Genomic DNA, 18,081 nt, shown 5'->3' on the forward strand with positions numbered 1-18,081 from the left:
AGGTGTTCGGGGTCAGCACCGATTCAAAGAAGTACAGCTTGCGCTGGTGGTCGGCGACCGTGCGCCATCGGGTCGAGGAAATATTCGGCTGGTCCGGCGTCGAAATGCCGAACGGCACGGACACGTTGCGGATCACGCTGAACACGCTGGCCAGGGCGCGGTCGGGGTTTTCATCCTTCGGGATTGCGTTGACGTAGAATGATGCGCGCGCGAACCGGTCCGCGGCGCGGTTGGTGCCCGGCAGCATCACCGTGCCGCCGATCTCCTTCCAGTATTCGTTCAGCGCCAGTTGCTGTTCAAAGATCGGGGAGTTGGTCATCACCTGGTATTTCCGGTCGTGATGGATGACCGGCTTGCCGTTGATGTATTCGACGATCGCGCTGTCGCCGGTGGCATCCGAGATCGACAAATGAAGCGTGGCGAGCAACTTCTGCCCGGGGACGTTGTCGGTGACGAGCGTGAAAGGGTTCTTCTCGAGTACTTCGACCGCTTCCCGAACGGTCGCGAAATTGTCGAGCACATATTGCGGCCATGCGGCGATGGACAGGCCCGGCTTGCCGGAGTCGAACTTTGGATACTCGGATTCCGTGAGCCAGAGGACGTTGGCGACAAGCCCCGCCTCGTTCATGCCGTCCGACGTCGAGACCTCATAGGCGGAAGCAATCACGCTGCCATATCTGGACTTCCATTGCAGCGAGTTCGGCCCGACCTCTCCGCTACGCGCCATGCCTCTCGGAAAAATCCACAGATTGGTCGGCATCTCAAATCGCCAATCCATCGATCGCGCCGTGATGACCTGGCTTCTGGCGCCGAGATAGATCAGCCGTGTACAGGCGAGCGACAGCGAAGGTGGGGTGGCGATCGCCGCCGCCAGACCGATCGCAAAAATGCGCGAAAGGGCTGATTTTTTCATTTTCATCGACACTTTCCGAGGCTGCTGAAATCAGCCTGCGAAGTTTCGACGATCGTCACCATGACCTGGCTCAAACCGGAGAAGTTTACGCAAATATTCGAGATGCGCGCAAAAACGATCTCGTCCACCAAGCCAGTGGCACGCCCCGCCCGCACCGCTCATGGGTTCCCTACAGCCCGTCGAACCACGTCTTCCACTGCGGCACGGCGGTCGCATAAGTGCCGCGGTGCGAGGTCTGTCCGGTCGACACGGCTTCGACTTGCGGGTTGCCGTTGCCGATGGCGCGCTGATAGGTCATCGCCAGTCGACCCAGGCCGACGGCGATCGCCTCGTCCGCCTCGCCATAATAATTGCGCACCGGCGACTTGATGACCCATCGATAGGCCGCGGTTTGCGCGACGAGCCTGCCATAGGCCGACTCGGCGAAGAACTGCGCGTTGAAATAATCCGGCTTGATCAGCTTGTGCAGATCGGTCGGCACATCGGCGACGTTGAATGGCTCGCGCAGGTAAGCCTTGCGCGCGACATCGTAATACGCATCCGCGAACAGCGAGCGCGCCAACCCCGGCACGCCATAATAATTCTCGAACGCAAACGACGACAGGATGAACAGCGAGTTCACCCAGTCGGCGTCGTTCTTGCGCGGGAAGCTGAGGAAACCATTGAGGGCGACCGCCACGTCGACCGGCGCGCTCGCCGTCGCCGCGGCATCGACCTTTACGCCGGCGGCTTCCAGTTTTTCCAGAAACGCCATCGCGACGAAACCGCCCTGCGACCAGCCGCTGACGAACAGCTTGCCGCTCGAGAGCTTCAGATCGGCGAGCACGGCGCGGCTCGCCAGCAGCATGTCGTAGCTCGCCTGCTGGTGGCTCGCCTTCACCATGTAGCCTTCCGGCTCCTTCGACGAGCCCATGCCGAAATAGTCGGCGCCGATGACGATGTAGCCCTGCCCTGCGAACTGCGCGAGCATCAGCTGCGTCTCCGGCGACTGATCCGGAAACGACGGCACCTGCGTCTTCTCGTAAACCGTGCCGTGCTGATACGACACCATCGGAAACGCGTTGCCTGCGATATCGGGAACGGCCACGAGCCCGGTCGCGACGATCGGCTTGTTGCCGCGCTCCGGCACCACCGACGGATAGGTCACGCGATAAAGCTTCACCGCATTCCTGGCAGCGGTGTATTTCACCGTCACGCCGAAGAACTTTGGCGTGTCGTCGGTCAGAACCTTGTTGAGCTTGTCGGCGTCCCAGCGGCCGATGAATTCATATTGGACTCCCGAGGCGACGGAAACGGTGCCACTCTTGTCCTGGGCGACCGCGCGCGGGACCATGTAAGAACTGCACAGCGTCAGAACGGCAAAAGCCAGCGCGCGCGCAACCATCGCCATCGTGATTCTCCAGCCTGCAACGGAAGGCGGGAGGGTGCATCGCGACATCTTAACTTTCGCTGAATTCGGATCCCCCGTATTGCAAAATGCGCTACAATCGGCTATGTCGATCGGGAACATGGAGTAAGCCGATGCCGCGCGTCGTCAAACGGAAGGAACATCCGCTTTCGATGAGATTGCCCGCGGCGGACATTGCCATCATTGATCGCGCCGCGAACCTGCGCGGACGCTCTCGAACCGATTTCGTGCGTGAAGCGGCGGTGCGTGCGGCGGAAGACGTGGTGATGGAAACGGCGCCCATTCGAATGAGCCCTGCTGGATTCAAGGCGTTCACGGCAGCGCTCTCGAAGCCGGGACTTCCCGTGCCTGAAATGATCGAACTGCTTCAGCGCAAGGCGCCCTGGGAATCCGGGAAGTGACCGGTGGCGATTTCCGGCCCCGAACTGCTGACGGCCACCCATGACGCCTCGCAATTCTCCTGTGGCAAGGCATCGCTCGACCGCTGGTTGAGAACGCATGCGCTCTCCAACCAGCAGAAGGGCTTTACGGCAGTTCTCGTCGTTCACGAAGCCAATCGGATCATCGGCTATTACGGCCTCGCTCCCACCGCCGTTCTGCCGTCCACTCTTCCGCGCTCGATCCGCACCGGCCAGCCGCCCGATCCCGTCCCCTGCCTGTTGCTCGGACAGCTGGCCACGGATCAGAACTGGATCGGCAAGGGAATTGGGACCGGGCTGGTCAAGCACGCGCTGCAGCGTTGCGTCGCAGCGGCCGAACTCGTCGGCGGACGCGCGTTGATCGTGAACGCCGTCGATGCCGAGGCTGCCAGCTTCTGGATCCGGCGCGGCTTTGTTCCGTCGAAGGACGACCCCCAGGTTTTATTCCGATCGATCGCGGATATTGCGGCTTCGATCGCGGCACGATCTGGTTAACACCCGCCGTGGAATCCTCCGTGACGGCTCCAGCCAATCGCGGGGCCATAGTTGCTCGACCGATCTTGCGGGTGGCAGAATTGCAAATTCATTTAAGTATACCTTTCCGGGAACCAAGGAACCTTCTGATGGCGTTGAGCATCAAGGACCCTGAAACCGAGCGGCTGGCACGCGAGCTCGCCCGGCTTACTGGCGAGAGCATCACGACGGCGACCAGACGCGCCATCGAGGCGCAGCTGCGCCGGGTCGGCCGCCATTCCCGCAAGGCCGTCCTGCTGGAGGATCTCGCGGACATCCGCCGGCGCTGGAGCGCTTTGCCGGTGCTGGACGACCGCAGGTCCGAAGACATTCCCGGCTATGACGAACATGGGTTGCCGCGCTGATGGTGATCGACACTCGGTCATCGTGGCGACCGCGCTCAACGGGGCTGATGCGGCGGAGTTCGAGCAACGGATTGCAGATGATCCCGTCCGTCCGGTCTCCGCGGCGACAGCGCTCGAAGCCACCATCGTGCTCGAAACGCGACTGGGAGACGCCGGCGGACGTGAGTTCGATCTTTGGCTGCTCAAGCTCGGCGCGGAGATCGTCCCGGTCGATGCCGAACAGATGGACGCCGCGCGTCGCGCCCGGCGCCGATACGGCAAGGGCGCCATCCCGCCGCGCTGAATTACGGCGATTGCTTTTCCTACGCGCTGGCGCTGACCCGCGGTGAGCCGCTGCTGTTCAAGGGGAGGACTTCGCCGGAACCGATGTCAACCGACGCGGTGAAGGCCCGGCTGGATAGAACGACACCGGACAACTTCCACGTGCTTCGGTTCAATGTGATATCAACTCATCTGCTTAGATGTCACCGCAATCATTCACGGAGGGACGCCATGGCCACCGTCACCATTCGCAATCTCTCCGACGAGGCGCATCGGGCTCTGAAGGTCCGGGCGGCGCAGCACGACCACAGCACCGAAGCCGAAATGCGCGCCATTCTGGAAGCCGCCGTGCGCCCCGCACGACGGCTGCGGCTCGGCACCGCCCTGTCGGAGATGAGCCGGAAGATCGGGCTCACGAATGCCGATGTCGAGGCGCTCGATCAAGCGCGCGCCGGCGCTCCGCATCGGATGGCTCACTCGATTACCGTACCGGCCGAAACGGATTCTTCAGCCTGACTCCAGTGGCTTCGAAATCTGCCGTGTTCCGTGTCACGAGCGTGAGGTCGTTCACCAGAGCGACGGCCGCGATCTGCTTGTCGAGTTCATGCTCCGGATTGGGGACCCTCAGGCGACCCCACACCTGCGCCGCGTCTGCATCGAAGGCCAGGATGTTCCCGCCGAATTGCTCCAGAATATTCATCAGCCACGCCTCCAGCAGCCTGGCCTGATCCGTGTCGCCGCGATGGCGAATAAGTTCGACGCCCCGGCGGAGTTCGCCAACCGAAACCGCCGACAGGTAGACCGGCTCGTCAGCAGCAACAATTTGTTTGAAGAACTCGACGACCCCCGGATTTGCGTTCGCTCGCTTCCGCGCCTCGCTGACAACATTGGTATCAACCAAATACATTCGGCGCCTGCCCGCTCGATTCCACGCGTTCGAAGTCCGCGTCGACGCCGACCTCCGGCATGGCCGCGAGAACCTCGGCAAGGCTGCGCCGGCGGGGACGGACCAGTGCTGCAGCGAGGATCTCTCGGTGTTCGGCCTCGGCGCTACGCCCGTTTGCTCCGGCCCGCTCCTTGAGCGCCCGCACTAGCTCTTCATCGATGCCGCGTACCAGCAAGTCAGCCATCTCAAATGCTCCCAGATCCGATGATATCATTGATATCATCGCCCGGTCAATGATAAGCTGCTCACCGAGGTCGCCGGCCTTCATCGATGCCCGGGTCTTCTTAACTTCCACGACGATTCGCTCTGCCTTGAGTAAGAAATCCACGCGCGACGATCGCCCTGCGTAGCTCGGCGTCCATTCCTCGGGTCGAATATCGTCGAAGTGCAGTCGCAAAAATACATGCAGCAAATCCTGCACGTCATATTCATCATTGATCTCAAGTGTCGTACGCGTATCGTGACGGTGCTGAAGTGTGCGAGCCGCGGCGTGAAAGCGCAAGCATAAGCGTTCGATCAAGCTCAGCTGATCAGGCGCGCCAGCATCGCTACCGGGATCGTCCGGCGCATATTCACGGATTTCATCGATCATGGAAGCGAGAATTGCGTCGGCCTTAGCAATGCCGCGCTCATAGGCTTCCTGGAATGCTTGCTCTGGTGTGTTTGAGGTGTAAGCGCTGAGGCCGTAGCGGATACTTTTGAAGTCGTTGATGTTGCGACTGCCGGGCATAAAGGCGCGCTCGATGGCAATCTCGGTGTCGCGCTGCCATTTTACGAAGTCGGGGCTTCCGCGCCGCTTGCCGCGAAGCGCTTGCGCTGCTTGTCGTTGCCGCTCTAGAATTTCGATCGCACGCGCGGCCTGCATGAATCCCCTCCCCAGGCGATATGAAGCGGAAAAGCCTATCGCTCGATGAATCGTTCGGTCGAGGTGAAATCCCTAGCTATTGCGCTGCACCGCGCGCTATCGCATTCGAGACCCCTACTCCCACTCAATCGTCCCCGGCGGCTTGCTCGTAATGTCATACACCACCCGATTGACCCCCTTGACCTCGTTGATGATCCGCGTCGCCGTCTCGCCCAGAAACTTCATGTCGAACGCATAGAAATCCGCAGTCATGCCGTCGGTCGACGTCACCGCGCGCAGGCCGACGACGTATTCGTAGGTGCGGCCGTCGCCCATCACGCCGACGGTCTTGACCGGCAGCAGCACCGCAAAAGCCTGCCAGATGGTGTCGTAGAGGCCGGCCTTCCGGATTTGATCGATATAGACGGCGTCGGCGTTGCGCAGGATGTCGAGCTTTTCCAGGGTGATGTCGCCGGGGCAGCGGATGGCGAGGCCCGGGCCGGGGAATGGATGGCGGCCGACGAAGATTTCGGGCAGGCCGAGTTCGCGCCCGAGCACGCGGACCTCGTCCTTGAACAGTTCGCGCAGCGGCTCGACCAGCTTCATGTTCATGCGCGCGGGAAGGCCGCCGACATTGTGGTGCGACTTGATGGTGACCGAAGGGCCGCCAGTGAAGGAGACGCTCTCGATCACGTCGGGGTAGAGCGTGCCCTGCGCCAGGAAATCGGCGCCGCCGATTTTCCTCGCTTCGGTATCGAACACGTCGATGAACAGCCGCCCGATGGTCTTGCGCTTCAGTTCGGGGTCGGTGACCCCCGCGAGCTCGCCGAGGAAAAGTTTCGATGCATCAACATGCACCAGCGGGATGTTGTAGTGATGCCGGAACAGGTCGACCACGGTCTTGGCCTCGTCGAGCCGCAGCATGCCGTGATCGACGAACACGCAGGTGAGCTGGTCGCCGATCGCCTCGTGGATCAGCACCGCGGCAACCGCGGAATCGACGCCGCCGGAGAGGCCGCAGATCACCCTGCCCTTGCCGACCTGCGCCCGGATCTTCTCGATCGCCTCCTCGCGGAAGGCGCGCATGGTCCAGTCGCCGGTGAGGCCCGCGACCTTGCGGACGAAATTGCGGATCAGCTTGGCGCCATCCGGCGTGTGCACCACTTCGGGGTGGAACATCAGGCCGTAATATTTGCGCTTCTCGTCCTGGATCACCGCGAACGGCGCGTTCGGGCTGGTGCCGGCGACGGTGAAGCCGGGCGGCATTTTTGTGATGCGGTCGCCATGGCTCATCCAGACCGGATGCTTCTCGCCCAGGCCCCAGGTGGCATCGAACAGCGCGCTTGCGGCCTTGACTTCGACATCGGCGCGGCCGAACTCGCGGTGGTGGCCGCCCTCGACGCTGCCGCCGAGTTGGGCAGCCATGGTCATCTGGCCGTAGCAGATGCCGAGCACCGGCACGCCGGAATCGAAGATCGCCTGCGGCGCGCGGGGCGAGCCCGCTTCATGCACCGATTCCGGGCCGCCGGAGAGGATCACCGCTTTCGGCTTCATCTCGGCGAAGGCCGCTTCGGCCTTCTGGAACGGGACGATTTCCGAGTAGACGCCCTCCTCGCGCACCCGGCGCGCGATCAGTTGCGTCACCTGACTGCCGAAATCGACGATCAGAATCTTGTCATGCGCCGAGGCCACCGAAGGCGTCGACTCGCGGGCTTGTTGTGCTGCTGTCATGGCAAGCAATTACGCGACGGGGGCCGTGCTCGCAACCGCGCAAAACGACGGCCCACATGCTTCTGCAGGCATGGACAAATCCATATAGGTAAGTATCATTGACCTATATGCGCCAACGGAAGCGCACAGCCCAAATCGCCCGGGAGGAACCATGCAAGGCCAGCCTCACGCCGCCGCCGATCTGACCGCCCTCGGCCGGGACTGGATCGCGGCCTGGAATTCCCGCGACCTGGAACGGGTTCTCGCGCTCTACGCTGACGAGTGCGAGATGACCTCCGACAAGATTCAGGCGCTCGGCTTCGACTCCAGTGGAACATTACGCGGCAAGGCCAAGCTTCGGGAATATTGGGGAAAAGCGCTTCGGCTGGTGCCCAATCTGCAATTCGACCTGATCGATTTGTTCGTCAGTCCCGACAGCGTCGTGGTGTCTTACGCGAACGAGCGCGGCGCGAAGATTTGCGAGTATTTGAGGATCGATGCGGAGCGCAGGATCGTGCAAGGTTCGGCCAATCACCTCGCGCATTAGAGCTTGCGAACATTGGCATTTCTATCTGTGCATGGGGTTGTTTTTCGAGTTTTTGGTGTTGATGCCCGGCGGCGGCTCAGGCTGGCATCGCCCGCTTCAGCACCGACACGAAAAACCCGTCCGTCCCGGTCCGGCGCGGCGTCATCAGCCAGCCCTCCGTCGACTGCAGCGCGGCCGCCGCAAAGTCCTCTGCCTTGTCCCACAGCACGGCGGCCGTCTGCTCCGGCAGCACCACCGAAAACTCGGGATGGCGCGCGACGAAAGCCCTGATCTGCTCGCCGTTCTCCTGCGGCAGCACCGAGCAGGTGATGTAGGCGATCCGGCCGCCCGGCTTTGCCAGCGCGGCGGCGCGGTCGAGCACGGTGACCTGGTCCTTCAGCCGCACCTCCAGCGCGCCGGGGCGCATCCGCCATTTGGCGTCGGGATTGCGTCGCCAGGTGCCGGTGCCGGTACAGGGCGCATCGATCAGCACGAGGTCGGCCGTGGCGTGGATGTCGGAGAGCGTGTCGTTCGGGCCCTTCGGGGTGCGGACGTCGCAATTGTGCACGCCGGCGCGCGACAGCCGCTCGTAGATCGGCGCCAACTGGCGCTTGTCGTGGTCGGTGGCGATCAGCCGGCCCTTGCCCTGCATCATCGCCGCCAGCGCCAGCGTCTTGCCGCCGGCGCCGGCGCAGAGGTCGATCACCTGCTCGCCGGGTTTGGCGGCCGACAACAGCGCGGCCAGCTGCGAGCCCTCGTCCTGCACCTCGATGGCGCCCTTGATGAAATCCTCCTCGGCATGGATGCCGGGGTTGCGCGCGTCGGCGCCGAGCTCGATGCGTAGGCCGATCGGCGACCATGGCGTAGGCTGAACGCCGAGATGGGCCAGCGACGGCAACATCTTCTCCCGCGTCGCTTTCAGCGTGTTGACGCGCAGATCGAGCGGCGCCCGGCTCGCCATCGCGGTCGCCTCCGCCACCCGGTCATCTCCGAAGGCCTGTGTCAAATAGGGATCGAGCCATTCCGGATAATCGCCGGCGACGTGCGCGGGCGCCTCCGCCAGGGATCGCGAGGTCAGCGCAGAGCGCTCGGCCTCGGTCAACGGCTCCGGCGCAAAACGGCCGCCGTCGCACAATGCGTCGATCGCCTCGGCGCCGAGCTTGCGCTCGAGTTTCAGCATGCCCAGCACGCGCGCCCGCGGCGTATCGGCGTCCATGATCCAGGCGCTGGAGGCACGGCGGCGCAGCACGTCCCAGATCAGGCCCGCGATCGCGGCGCGGTCGCCGGAGCCGGCATAGCGGTGCGCGGTGCCCCACTCCTTCAGCGCCTTCGCCGCGGGGACCCGCTCTGCGTCGATGGTGCCGATCAGTTCGATGGCGGCCGAGAGCCGCGCTGCGGGAGTCATTCAATACCTTCGGTTCGAGAACGGGTTAGCTCAACAACAGCATCTTCAGCGCGAAGTAGAGCCACATCGCAAACAACACCAGGACGCCGGCGAACCACACCAGCGAGCGCGACCGGACGTCGTTGGAGGTCACGAAGATTCCGGCATGGGCAAAGCGCGTGACGACGAATACCCAGGACAGCAGCACGATGACGAGGTCGGCCTTGCGCAGCGGCAGCGCCAGCGCGATCAGGATGTAGAACAGCACCGGGAGTTCGAACTGGTTGCTGAAACAATTGCCGATCTGGGTGACCCGCTCGGGCCAGTTCGGCTGGCGCAGCGCAATATCCTTGAGGCTGACCTGCCGGCCCGTGACCGCCCGGGTCCGCGCCGAGGCCATCCCCAGCAGCAGCGCGAAGGCAAGCCCCACCAGCACGAAGACCGGCAGCAAGACCATTTGAACCGACATCAAGATTCCCCCTGGAAATTCCCCCGCATGGCGTGCAGGCCCCCGCTATAGCGACCACGCTCCATCATGACAATAAACCCTGACACAGCCGTTGAACCACAATCCTCGCCGCGGTGACCAACTCCATGCGGTTCCACCGATTTCGGTCCGAACCGGCTCCAATGCGACCTTCGAGATGCCCCGATGAACCTGACCTCTCCCACCCTGAAGGGTGCCGCCCATGGTGCCGAAGCGCCCGGCAGCGCCGTGGCCTCGCTGTTCAAAATGGCCGACGACAGCCCGGACGGCGTGCTCGGCATGCTGATGTCGGGGCTGGCGGGCGTAGCCGCCGCCCTGGCGGTAGCGATCGTGCTGACCGTCTATTTCCGCTCCGGTTATCGAAGCTCACGCGACATCCTGAAGCACGGCCTTGCCGCCACGGTGGTGCTCGCGCTGCTCGCGTTCGTGGCTTACGACATGCGGCATGCCGCCCAGGCCTATCTCGGCATCAACCCGGCAAAACCCGCGGTCGAATTCGAAATCCGGCTGCCGAAGGCCGCACTGGCGGCGGTGTCCGAAACCCAGGTCGAACTGGTCACCGACCGAAACCAGAAGCTGGCCCGAATGCAGGCCGCGCTGGCGTCCGACCACAACGGCCGCCCCGTGATCCGGGGGTCGGTGACGCTGGACTACCGGACCACCGACCGCGTCGTAGTGCTCCATCTGCCGGGTCAGCCGCAGCGGCTGTTCAAGCTGCGGCTCGCAGCAAACCCTGGCCATTCCGACCAGTTCGGGCCGTGGCATCTGGTCGATCGCATCGCTTCGCCCGGCGGCGAAGCGGCGCGCGAGCAGAACGACGCCTTCGCGATCCGCTATCGCGTGCTGTAGGTCGGTCCCACCAAGCACACTGTGTCATGCCCCGCGCAGGCGGGGCATCCAGTACGCCGCGGCCTATCGGTTCAAATTCTGCCGCCTCTGGAATACTGGATCATCCGCTTTCGCGGATGATGACAACTTGGGTCAGGCCACCCGGATGGTCTGCAGGAAGCTTTCAACTTCGGTGCTGAGGTGGTTGCTCTCCGCCAGCAGGGAGACCGCGAGGCCGTGAACCTGCCCGGCGGCGGCGCCGGTGTCTGCCGCGCCGCGATTGACGTCGGCGATGCCCCCGGTGACCTGCGTCGCGCCCTGGGCGGCCTGCTGGACGTTGCGGGCGATTTCCTGGGTCGATGCGCCCTGCTGGTCGACCGCTGCTGCGATCGCGGTGGAGATCTCGGAAATCTGGCCGATCGTGGCGCCGATCTCCTTGATCGCGGACACCGAATGTTCGGTGGCGGACTGCATTTGCGTGACCTGGGCCGCGATCTCTTCGGTGGCCTTGGCCGTCTGCGCGGATAGCGCCTTGACCTCGGACGCCACCACGGCAAAACCTCGCCCGGCGTCACCGGCACGCGCGGCCTCGATCGTCGCATTGAGCGCCAACAGGTTGGTCTGCTCGGCGACCGCCGTGATCATCTTGATGACCTCGCCGATCCGGCTCGCCGACTGCGACAGCTCCGCGATCCGGACATTGGTTTGTTCCGCCTGCGCCACGGCGGCCTGCGCGATCGCTTGCGATTGCTGGACCTGCCGGCCGATTTCGGCGACCGAGGAAGCCATCTCCTCGGACGCTGCTGCCGCGGAGCGCACACTCGATGACGATTGCTCGGATACCACCGCGACCGTCGCGGATAATTCCTGGGTGGTTTCCGCGGTTTTCGTCAGGCTGCCGGCCGCCGCCTCGATATTGGAAGAAGCCGACGATACCGTCCGGATGATCCGGCCCACCGCTTGTTCAAATCCGTCGGCCACTTGCAGCATTCCGGCCTTGCGATCCGCCTCGGCCTGCTTCGCCTGTTTCGCATGGGCCGATTCCATGGCCTGCACGCGCAACGAATTTTCCTTGAAGACCTGCAACGCGCTCGCCATGGCGCCGACCTCGTCCTTGCGGCCCAGCGAGGGAATTTCCGGCTCCATTTCGCCGTTGGCGAGCCGTTGCATCGCACCGGTCATCCGGGTGATCGGACGGATCACGCCCTTTGCCACACCGGCAATACCTGCGCCGACGACGAGAAAGACGAACGCGGAAATGCTCCAGAGCAGAATCGTGAACCACTGAACCCGGCCGGTGGCTTCGGCCTCCGCGGCGGCGTTGTCGTCGGTGGCTTGCTTGACGATTTCGTCGATCACGGCGCGGTGCGCGGTATAGGCCGCGGCGATCTCCACATAGGACTTCGCCGCCCGCGCAGTGTCGGCCTTTGCGAGGGCCGGCAGAAGGGACTGTTCCACCAGGTTCCAGAAGCGCTGAACTTCCTTGTGCGATTTCTCGACAAGCCTGGCCTTGTTCACCGGCTCGAGGTCGGAGGTTTTCCAGAATTCGTGACGCTCGTCATACTCCTTCTTGAGCTGCGCGAGCCGGTCACGCCGCGCCGCGACCGTCGACGGGTCCTGGCGTGCAAGCGTGGCTTCGAGATAAGCCTCGATGATATATTCAGGCGGCGGCAGAATGTCCGCGATCAGATCGTTGCCCAGCTTGATCTTGCTGTAGAGCGGCCCTCCGACCTTGAGCTGGGAGAGCGCGTAATTGCTGGCAAGGATCACGGCCAGGAGCCCGACGACGGTCAACGCCCCGAATGCAAAGATCGCGCGCGAAATCGTAATGCGAAGTCTCATGGCAATGGTTCCGAGAGGGTTGCAACCTGAAGCGGACTCAACAAAATTTCGATGCGGAATCGCGTCAATATTACAAATTGATTAAAATCGTCTTTCGCAATCGCGATTGAAATCTGCCTAGTGCTTGGGCAACGGCCCTCAACGAGGGAACCTCGATTCCGGATTTCATCGCCCCGTCGTCGACCGGGATATAATCGGCCCGCAAGGAATGTTGCATGCCCGAATTTCGCCTGACCCAGATTTCCGATACCCACCTCACCCGCCGCTATCCAAAACTTACCGATAATTTTCTTCGGGTGAGCGACTACATCGACGCGACGCGGCCCGATCTCGTCGTCAACAGCGGTGACCTCGCCTGGGACGCGCCGACCAACCCGGATGATTTCGAATTTGCCCGCGAGCTGCATACAGCCCTTCCGGCGCCCTGCCGCTACCTTCCCGGCAATCATGACGTCGGCGACAATCCGACCGGGCTCGGTCCCGTCCCGACCTCGCCCGTCACCGAGCCAAGCCTGCAGGCGTTCCGCGCGCATTTCGGCGAAGACCGCTGGCGCTTCGAGGCCGCCGGCTGGTGTTTCATCGGCCTCAATTCAATGGTGATGAACACGAATCTAGCGAGCGAGGCCGAGCAGTTCGACTGGCTGGCTCAACAGCTGGCGAGCGCCTATGGCAAGCCGGTGGCCCTGTTCCTGCACAAGCCGCTGTTTCTCAATACACCCGATGATGCGGAACTGGCGGGGACGGCGATCCGCTATGTGCCGATGCCGGCGCGTAGCCGCCTGGTGGAGATGCTGGGTGCCGTCGACCTGCGGCTGGTCGCCAGTGGCCACGTGCACCAGCGCCGTGATTTTACGTTTCGTCACACCAGGCAGGTCTGGGCGCCGTCGGTCGGCTTCATCATTCCCGACCGCAAACAGGAAGTGATCGGCGCCAAGGAAGTCGGGCTGGTGGAATACCGCTTCCAGCCCGATGCCTTCGAGGTCCGGCACGTCAGGGCGCCGGGCCAGGTTGATGTCGATCTGGATTCGCTGCTGCGCAGCAGCTAGATGCAGCCACCCGATGCCGGATTGACGGGTCTTGTCGGGCCTATGCGCCCCCGGCGGTATTGAACCGGGAAAGGTCGCAACCGGGTTCGGCATATTGGGTGCGGCGCAGTCCCTCGCGGTCAGTAACCACAGTAGGCCGGCAACGCGCCTGCCAGGCGGCGCGGGCTTCCGCGTCGGCCTTCTGCTGCTCCGGCGTAAGCGCCGGAGCGAGGCGCACGACGCCGCCGCCATTGACGCCAAAATCGGTGGATTGGCTGGGCGTGAGCGGACGTCCCAGGCGGATGGCATCCGCCTTGGCCTTCGCCTCCGCCGCCCGCGCTTTCGCCGCGGCAGCGGCGGCAGCCGCGTTGCCATGGTCCATCTCAAAGGATGGCCCCGCCGGAGGCGGCGTGGCCGGAGCCCGCGCGTTCTGGGCCGACGGAACCGGCGTACCCTGGCTCGGCGCCGTCGATGCTGCGGGCGGGTCCGGGGCCATAAACGCTGGCTGGGCCGACGCCGTCGATATGCCGGCCGCAATCAACAACAAAACAGCCGGAATGATGCGCATGACAGGCCCCGAAAAAGCGTTGGCAACGGGACTTGTTGATATTCCGGGAAGGTTGAAGGCGCGTAAATTTGGCTGATTACCGCCCGGACAACAGAATGCGTCGGATTCTAGCGATAGGCGATGACCGCGCCGGCGCCCGCCCTGTCGAGCGGACGCCGTGTCCCGCGCCTTACGCCTTGTCCGGGCCGACCCGCACCAGCTGCTTGCCGAAATTGGCGCCCTTCAGAAGTCCCATGAAGGCCGCGGGCGCGCTGCCGAGACCCTCGGTGACGAATTCCTTGTGCTTGACCTTGCCCTCGCGCACCCACTGCGACATGTCGCGCAGGAAGTCGCCATGGCGCGCGGCGAAATCGCTGACGATGAAGCCGCGGATGGTCAGCCGCTTGGTCAGCACCGCGCGCATCATCTTGCCGGCCCATTTCGGCGAGGTCTCGCCGAAATTATTGTATTCGGCGATCAGGCCGCAGACCGGCATGCGCGCGAACGCATTGAGCAGCGGAAATACCGCCTCGAACACCGCGCCGCCGACATTTTCGAAGTAGACATCGATGCCTCCAGGACAAGCCTCTTTCAGCTTGGCCGCGAGATCGGGATCGCGGTGATCGAGGCAATCGTCGAAGCCGAGCTCGTTCTTGACGTAGTCGCATTTGTCCTTGCCGCCGGCGATGCCGATCGCGCGCGCGCCCTTGATCTTCGCGATCTGCCCGACCGCCGAGCCGACCGCGCCGGAGGCTGCCGCCACCACCACGGTTTCCCCGGGCTGCGGCTTGCCGATATCGAGCAGGCCGGTATAGGCGGTCATACCGGGCATGCCGAGCACGCCCACAGCAGCCGAGATCGAGCCGAGTTTCGGATCAATCTTGCTCAGGCCCTTGCCATCGGAGATCGCATGGGTCTGCCAGCCGGCGCGCGACAGTACGATGTCGCCTTTGGCGAAGGCCGGATTGTTCGAGGCGATCACCTCGCTCACGGTGCCGCCCTCCATCACGCCGCCGATCGGCACCGGCGCCGCATAGGACGGGCCGTCACTCATGCGGCCGCGCATATAGGGATCGAGCGACAGCCAGATGGTGCGCAGCAGCACCTCGCCGGCGCCGGGCGTCGGGATCGCGGTCTCCTCGATGCGGAAATCCGAGGCCTTGGGTTCACCGACCGGGCGGGAGGCGAGAATGACGCGTTTGGCTTGCTGGGACATCGTTGTTTCCTATGATTTTTTATTCGTCATTGCGAGCGTAGCGAAGCAATCCATCGTCGCCAAGCAAAGAAGGTGGAAGCTGGGAAAGGCTGCGCGAGAATTAAGACTGTCGTCGCCCGGCTTGACCGGGCGATCCAGTACGCCGCGGCTTCCCGACTCATTTCAAACATCTCTGGAATACTGGGTCGCCCGGTCAAGCCGGGCGATGACAGCGGTGTGGGTGCAAGCAGCACATTTCGATTTTAGGCGGTGATCTTCGCCAGCGCCGCGTCGAATGCTGCGGCGGCACTCGGCAGGTCCTTGAAGGCGAGCCCGCTGTCGGCGGACTGCTTCTGCGCCTCAGTCGCGGTCGGGCGGATCTCCGCGACCGGTTTTGCCCCTTCGAGCAAGGCCTGCGGAGCGATGACGTGAAACTCGTGCGCTTCGATCGGCTGGTCCTTGAGCAGGAAGACGCTGAGCGAAACGATGTCCTTGCCGCGGCGGTAGGAAATGTAGCGGTCGACCGCGACCGAGCCGTCGCGCTGCATGCCGCCGAGCTTGGCGTAACCCTTGGCATCCAGCAGCTTGTGCGACTTGAAGCCCTTGACGCCGACCGATCTGGCTTTCGCAGTCTCTTCCGACAAATCGTACTTCCCGGCCATCTCCTTGCCGACGGTGGCGAGTTGCCCGGACATCTCGTGCTCGAATTCCTTCACCTCGGTACGCGGCTTTCCGGCCTTGCGGGGCTTTGCGGCATCGCGCTTTTCCATCTCGGCCTTGCATTGCGCAATGACCTCGGCGACGGATTTGCGTTCCGCATTGACCAGCAGATTCTTCAGATCCTGATCTGAAAGCGCGGCAATCCTGTCGTCCGACCAATCGACCATAGTAACCAACTTCTCTTCTGAATTATGTTGCGATGACTTCGAGGGAACCGCGCTTCGAATCCGAGCCCGGATCCATGGACAGCGCAGTCGTCCGCGGTTCGCACACTACTGCGTTTCGCCTGATTTGGGTGGGCTATTTGGGCCCGAAAACTACACCCCGCCGGGGTAATTCGGGCTTTCGCGCGTGATGGTGACGTCATGGACGTGGCTTTCGCGCAGGCCCGCCCCGGTGATCCGCACGAATTGCGCCTTCGCATGGAACTCGGCGAGGTTTCGCGCGCCGACATAACCCATTGCCGCGCGCAGGCCGCCGGCCAGCTGATGCATGACGTTGCCGACCGGGCCCTTGTAGGGCACCTGGCCCTCGATGCCCTCGGGCACCAGCTTCAACGTATCCTTGATGTCCTGCTGGAAGTAGCGGTCGGCGGAACCGCGCGCCATCGCGCCCACCGAGCCCATGCCGCGATAGGCCTTGTAGGAACGGCCCTGCCACAGGAACACTTCGCCGGGGGTCTCGTCGGTGCCGGCCAGCAACGAGCCGACCATCGCTATGTCGGCGCCGGCGGCGAGCGCCTTGGCGAGATCGCCGGAATATTTGATGCCGCCATCGGCGATCACGGGCACGTTGGCTTTCTTGGCGGCCTCGACCGCATCCATGATCGCGGTCAGTTGCGGCACGCCGACGCCGGCGACGATGCGGGTGGTGCAGATCGAGCCCGGACCGATGCCGACCTTGATGGCATCGGCTCCGGCATCGATCAGCGCCTGCGCGCCTTCCATGGTGGCAATGTTGCCGGCGATCACCTGCACGGCATTGGAGAGCCGCTTGATGCGGTTGACCGCCTGCAGCACCCGCGAGGAATGCCCATGCGCGGTGTCCACCACGATGATGTCGACCCCGGCATCGATCAGCCGCTCGGTGCGCTCGAAGCCGCCCTCGCCGACCGTGGTCGCCGCTGCGACGCGCAAGCGGCCCTGTGCGTCCTTGCAGGCCAGGGGATGCGCGACCGCCTTTTCCATGTCCTTGACGGTGATGAGGCCGACGCAGCGATACTGGTCGTCGACCACGAGCAACTTTTCGATGCGATGCTTGTGCAGCATCCGCTTCGCCTCGTCCTGGCTGACGCCTTCGCGCACCGTCACGAGGTTTTCGTGCGTCATCAATTCCGAGATCTTCTGGCGCGGGTCGGTGGCAAAGCGCACGTCGCGGTTGGTGAGAATGCCGACCAGCTTGCCGGGCACGCCTTTGCTGGCGCCGGTCACCACGGGAATGCCGGAAAAGCCGTGGTCGGTCATCAGCGCCATGGCGTCCGACAGCATGGCGTCGGGACCGATGGTCAGCGGATTGACCACCATGCCGGATTCGTACTTCTTGACCTGCCGCACCTGGGCGGCCTGGCCGTCGACGTCGAAATTGCGGTGGATCACGCCGATGCCGCCGGCCTGCGCCATGGCGATCGCCATCCGCGCTTCGGTGACGGTGTCCATCGCGGAGGCAATGATCGGGATGTTGAGCGGAATGGCGCGAGTGACGTGGGAGCGGATATCGGCCTCGGAGGGCAGGATGTCCGAAAGGCCCGGCTTCAGAAGCACGTCGTCGAATGTAAAGGCTTCGCGAATCCCCTGAAGTCCCTGTACCAGCGCCATTTACCAACTCCTTCGGCGGCTCGTACGCCGCGATAGACCTATGGGATGAGCATGACCTGCGCCGACGCCGTGGCGTCACCGTCGAATCGAAGCCCATCGGTAGGGTTGGCGGTGGTCGATAGCATGGCGGGCCGCCGAATCAAAGGGTTTGCCAGCCATGCACAGGCTTTTGTGAGCGGCCCCCGGGAGCGCCCCTAGTGTTCTGTCACAGACATTTGAATCCCAGCTTGTCGCGAACATGATTCACTCGCGGCATGGCAAATGATTTGATTGTACTTGATCGCAAGGCTCGCAGGGAACTGGAGCAACTGCTCACCGATGGGAACACGGCTCA

General features: G+C 63.5%; 19 protein-coding genes and 1 pseudogene. 8 read left to right on the forward strand and 12 right to left on the reverse strand.

Features of this window, described 5'->3' with window-relative positions:
• Together Q7U29_RS10400 and Q7U29_RS10405 are read right to left on the reverse strand one after the other, a co-directional pair.
• A partial coding sequence (locus tag Q7U29_RS10400; protein ID WP_304741061.1) for a linear amide C-N hydrolase occupies positions 1 to 919 on the reverse strand: 919 nt, incomplete at its 3' end.
• Between the two features lie 163 nt (positions 920 to 1,082).
• Positions 1,083 to 2,246, reverse strand: a complete 1,164-nt coding sequence (locus Q7U29_RS10405; RefSeq protein ID WP_304741092.1) for a S9 family peptidase — start codon at positions 2,244 to 2,246, stop codon at positions 1,083 to 1,085.
• Between the two features lie 188 nt (positions 2,247 to 2,434).
• Here Q7U29_RS10405 and Q7U29_RS10410 point away from each other — a divergent pair, with 188 nt between their 5' ends.
• The 5 genes and pseudogenes from Q7U29_RS10410 to Q7U29_RS10430 all read left to right on the forward strand — a co-directional run bounded on the left by Q7U29_RS10410 (position 2,435) and on the right by Q7U29_RS10430 (position 4,395).
• Positions 2,435 to 2,722 carry a DUF1778 domain-containing protein gene (locus tag Q7U29_RS10410; RefSeq protein ID WP_304741062.1) on the forward strand — a complete coding sequence of 96 codons (288 nt, stop codon included), beginning with the start codon at positions 2,435 to 2,437 and terminating at the stop codon, positions 2,720 to 2,722.
• A 3-nt stretch (positions 2,723 to 2,725) separates the two neighbouring features.
• On the forward strand, positions 2,726 to 3,235 hold the full coding sequence (locus Q7U29_RS10415; RefSeq protein WP_304741064.1) for a GNAT family N-acetyltransferase: 510 nt from the start codon (positions 2,726 to 2,728) through the stop codon (positions 3,233 to 3,235).
• A gap of 128 nt (positions 3,236 to 3,363) precedes the next feature.
• The gene (locus tag Q7U29_RS10420) at positions 3,364 to 3,618 is read left to right on the forward strand and encodes a type II toxin-antitoxin system VapB family antitoxin (protein WP_304741066.1); all 255 of its coding nucleotides are present in this window, start codon (positions 3,364 to 3,366) and stop codon (positions 3,616 to 3,618) included.
• A pseudogene (locus Q7U29_RS10425) lies at positions 3,618 to 4,019 on the forward strand (type II toxin-antitoxin system VapC family toxin). The gene Q7U29_RS10420 and the pseudogene Q7U29_RS10425 overlap by 1 nt, the downstream one beginning before the upstream one ends.
• A 91-nt stretch (positions 4,020 to 4,110) precedes the next feature.
• Positions 4,111 to 4,395 carry a plasmid stabilization protein gene (locus Q7U29_RS10430; RefSeq protein WP_304741094.1) on the forward strand — a complete coding sequence of 95 codons (285 nt, stop codon included), beginning with the start codon at positions 4,111 to 4,113 and terminating at the stop codon, positions 4,393 to 4,395.
• On the opposite strand, the gene Q7U29_RS10435 is transcribed toward Q7U29_RS10430, so the two are convergent.
• The 3 genes from Q7U29_RS10435 to guaA all read right to left on the reverse strand — a co-directional run bounded on the left by Q7U29_RS10435 (position 4,361) and on the right by guaA (position 7,400).
• The gene (locus tag Q7U29_RS10435; protein ID WP_304741068.1) at positions 4,361 to 4,786 is read right to left on the reverse strand and encodes a type II toxin-antitoxin system VapC family toxin; all 426 of its coding nucleotides are present in this window, start codon (positions 4,784 to 4,786) and stop codon (positions 4,361 to 4,363) included. The two genes, Q7U29_RS10430 and Q7U29_RS10435, sit on opposite strands and share 35 nt — an antisense overlap.
• On the reverse strand, positions 4,773 to 5,690 hold the full coding sequence (locus Q7U29_RS10440) for a hypothetical protein (protein ID WP_304741070.1): 918 nt from the start codon (positions 5,688 to 5,690) through the stop codon (positions 4,773 to 4,775). The genes Q7U29_RS10435 and Q7U29_RS10440 overlap by 14 nt, the downstream gene beginning before the upstream one ends.
• A gap of 114 nt (positions 5,691 to 5,804) precedes the next feature.
• Entirely contained in the window at positions 5,805 to 7,400 is a 1,596-nt protein-coding gene (gene guaA, locus Q7U29_RS10445) for a glutamine-hydrolyzing GMP synthase (protein WP_304741072.1), read from the reverse strand.
• Positions 7,401 to 7,551: 151 nt separating this feature from the next.
• Here guaA and Q7U29_RS10450 point away from each other — a divergent pair, with 151 nt between their 5' ends.
• Entirely contained in the window at positions 7,552 to 7,926 is a 375-nt protein-coding gene (locus tag Q7U29_RS10450; protein ID WP_304741074.1) for a nuclear transport factor 2 family protein, read from the forward strand.
• A gap of 76 nt (positions 7,927 to 8,002) precedes the next feature.
• Here Q7U29_RS10450 and Q7U29_RS10455 read toward each other — a convergent pair whose 3' ends face one another.
• Positions 8,003 to 9,310: an RsmB/NOP family class I SAM-dependent RNA methyltransferase gene (locus tag Q7U29_RS10455; protein WP_304741076.1), complete on the reverse strand. Its 1,308-nt coding sequence runs from the start codon at positions 9,308 to 9,310 to the stop codon at positions 8,003 to 8,005.
• A gap of 25 nt (positions 9,311 to 9,335) precedes the next feature.
• A complete protein-coding gene (locus tag Q7U29_RS10460; RefSeq protein ID WP_304741078.1) occupies positions 9,336 to 9,758 on the reverse strand; it encodes an MAPEG family protein in 423 nt (140 codons plus the stop codon).
• Positions 9,759 to 9,941: 183 nt separating this feature from the next.
• On the opposite strand from Q7U29_RS10460, the gene Q7U29_RS10465 reads away from it, so the two are divergent.
• Entirely contained in the window at positions 9,942 to 10,625 is a 684-nt protein-coding gene (locus Q7U29_RS10465) for an acriflavin resistance protein (protein WP_370691728.1), read from the forward strand.
• A gap of 132 nt (positions 10,626 to 10,757) precedes the next feature.
• Here the strand turns inward: Q7U29_RS10465 and Q7U29_RS10470 are convergent, their stop codons facing one another.
• Positions 10,758 to 12,446: a methyl-accepting chemotaxis protein gene (locus Q7U29_RS10470; protein WP_304741080.1), complete on the reverse strand. Its 1,689-nt coding sequence runs from the start codon at positions 12,444 to 12,446 to the stop codon at positions 10,758 to 10,760.
• Positions 12,447 to 12,661: 215 nt separating this feature from the next.
• On the opposite strand from Q7U29_RS10470, the gene Q7U29_RS10475 reads away from it, so the two are divergent.
• Positions 12,662 to 13,492 (forward strand): metallophosphoesterase, encoded by an 831-nt coding sequence (locus tag Q7U29_RS10475; RefSeq protein ID WP_304741082.1) that lies wholly within the window; start codon positions 12,662 to 12,664, stop codon positions 13,490 to 13,492.
• 40 nt (positions 13,493 to 13,532) lie between these two features.
• Here Q7U29_RS10475 and Q7U29_RS10480 read toward each other — a convergent pair whose 3' ends face one another.
• The 4 genes from Q7U29_RS10480 to guaB all read right to left on the reverse strand — a co-directional run bounded on the left by Q7U29_RS10480 (position 13,533) and on the right by guaB (position 17,747).
• On the reverse strand, positions 13,533 to 14,039 hold the full coding sequence (locus Q7U29_RS10480; protein WP_304741084.1) for a hypothetical protein: 507 nt from the start codon (positions 14,037 to 14,039) through the stop codon (positions 13,533 to 13,535).
• Between the two features lie 169 nt (positions 14,040 to 14,208).
• Positions 14,209 to 15,234: an NADP-dependent oxidoreductase gene (locus Q7U29_RS10485; RefSeq protein ID WP_304741086.1), complete on the reverse strand. Its 1,026-nt coding sequence runs from the start codon at positions 15,232 to 15,234 to the stop codon at positions 14,209 to 14,211.
• Between the two features lie 242 nt (positions 15,235 to 15,476).
• The gene (locus tag Q7U29_RS10490; protein WP_304741088.1) at positions 15,477 to 16,100 is read right to left on the reverse strand and encodes a hypothetical protein; all 624 of its coding nucleotides are present in this window, start codon (positions 16,098 to 16,100) and stop codon (positions 15,477 to 15,479) included.
• A 150-nt stretch (positions 16,101 to 16,250) separates the two neighbouring features.
• Entirely contained in the window at positions 16,251 to 17,747 is a 1,497-nt protein-coding gene (guaB, locus tag Q7U29_RS10495; RefSeq protein ID WP_304741090.1) for an IMP dehydrogenase, read from the reverse strand.
• Positions 17,748 to 18,081 lie beyond the last annotated feature (334 nt).

The sequence above is a fragment of the Bradyrhizobium sp. genome, assembly GCF_030654605.1.
GTDB lineage: Bacteria > Pseudomonadota > Alphaproteobacteria > Rhizobiales > Xanthobacteraceae > Bradyrhizobium.

What these genes read in the sequence shown, in the direction of transcription:
- Q7U29_RS10465 (WP_370691728.1), top strand. Translation starts at nt 9,942, where the DNA reads ATGAACCTGACCTCTCCCACCCTGAAGGGTGCCGCCCATGGTGCCGAA.
- Q7U29_RS10405 (WP_304741092.1), bottom strand. Translation starts at nt 2,246, where the DNA reads ATGGTCCCGCGCGCGGTCGCCCAGGACAAGAGTGGCACCGTTTCCGTC.
- Q7U29_RS10440 (WP_304741070.1), bottom strand. Translation starts at nt 5,690, where the DNA reads ATGCAGGCCGCGCGTGCGATCGAAATTCTAGAGCGGCAACGACAAGCA.
- Q7U29_RS10455 (WP_304741076.1), bottom strand. Translation starts at nt 9,310, where the DNA reads ATGACTCCCGCAGCGCGGCTCTCGGCCGCCATCGAACTGATCGGCACC.
- Q7U29_RS10420 (WP_304741066.1), top strand. Translation starts at nt 3,364, where the DNA reads ATGGCGTTGAGCATCAAGGACCCTGAAACCGAGCGGCTGGCACGCGAG.
- Q7U29_RS10435 (WP_304741068.1), bottom strand. Translation starts at nt 4,786, where the DNA reads ATGTATTTGGTTGATACCAATGTTGTCAGCGAGGCGCGGAAGCGAGCG.
- guaB (WP_304741090.1), bottom strand. Translation starts at nt 17,747, where the DNA reads ATGGCGCTGGTACAGGGACTTCAGGGGATTCGCGAAGCCTTTACATTC.
- Q7U29_RS10490 (WP_304741088.1), bottom strand. Translation starts at nt 16,100, where the DNA reads ATGGTCGATTGGTCGGACGACAGGATTGCCGCGCTTTCAGATCAGGAT.
- guaA (WP_304741072.1), bottom strand. Translation starts at nt 7,400, where the DNA reads ATGACAGCAGCACAACAAGCCCGCGAGTCGACGCCTTCGGTGGCCTCG.
- Q7U29_RS10460 (WP_304741078.1), bottom strand. Translation starts at nt 9,758, where the DNA reads ATGTCGGTTCAAATGGTCTTGCTGCCGGTCTTCGTGCTGGTGGGGCTT.
- Q7U29_RS10450 (WP_304741074.1), top strand. Translation starts at nt 7,552, where the DNA reads ATGCAAGGCCAGCCTCACGCCGCCGCCGATCTGACCGCCCTCGGCCGG.
- Q7U29_RS10485 (WP_304741086.1), bottom strand. Translation starts at nt 15,234, where the DNA reads ATGTCCCAGCAAGCCAAACGCGTCATTCTCGCCTCCCGCCCGGTCGGT.
- Q7U29_RS10410 (WP_304741062.1), top strand. Translation starts at nt 2,435, where the DNA reads ATGCCGCGCGTCGTCAAACGGAAGGAACATCCGCTTTCGATGAGATTG.
- Q7U29_RS10470 (WP_304741080.1), bottom strand. Translation starts at nt 12,446, where the DNA reads ATGAGACTTCGCATTACGATTTCGCGCGCGATCTTTGCATTCGGGGCG.
- Q7U29_RS10475 (WP_304741082.1), top strand. Translation starts at nt 12,662, where the DNA reads ATGCCCGAATTTCGCCTGACCCAGATTTCCGATACCCACCTCACCCGC.
- Q7U29_RS10480 (WP_304741084.1), bottom strand. Translation starts at nt 14,039, where the DNA reads ATGCGCATCATTCCGGCTGTTTTGTTGTTGATTGCGGCCGGCATATCG.
- Q7U29_RS10430 (WP_304741094.1), top strand. Translation starts at nt 4,111, where the DNA reads ATGGCCACCGTCACCATTCGCAATCTCTCCGACGAGGCGCATCGGGCT.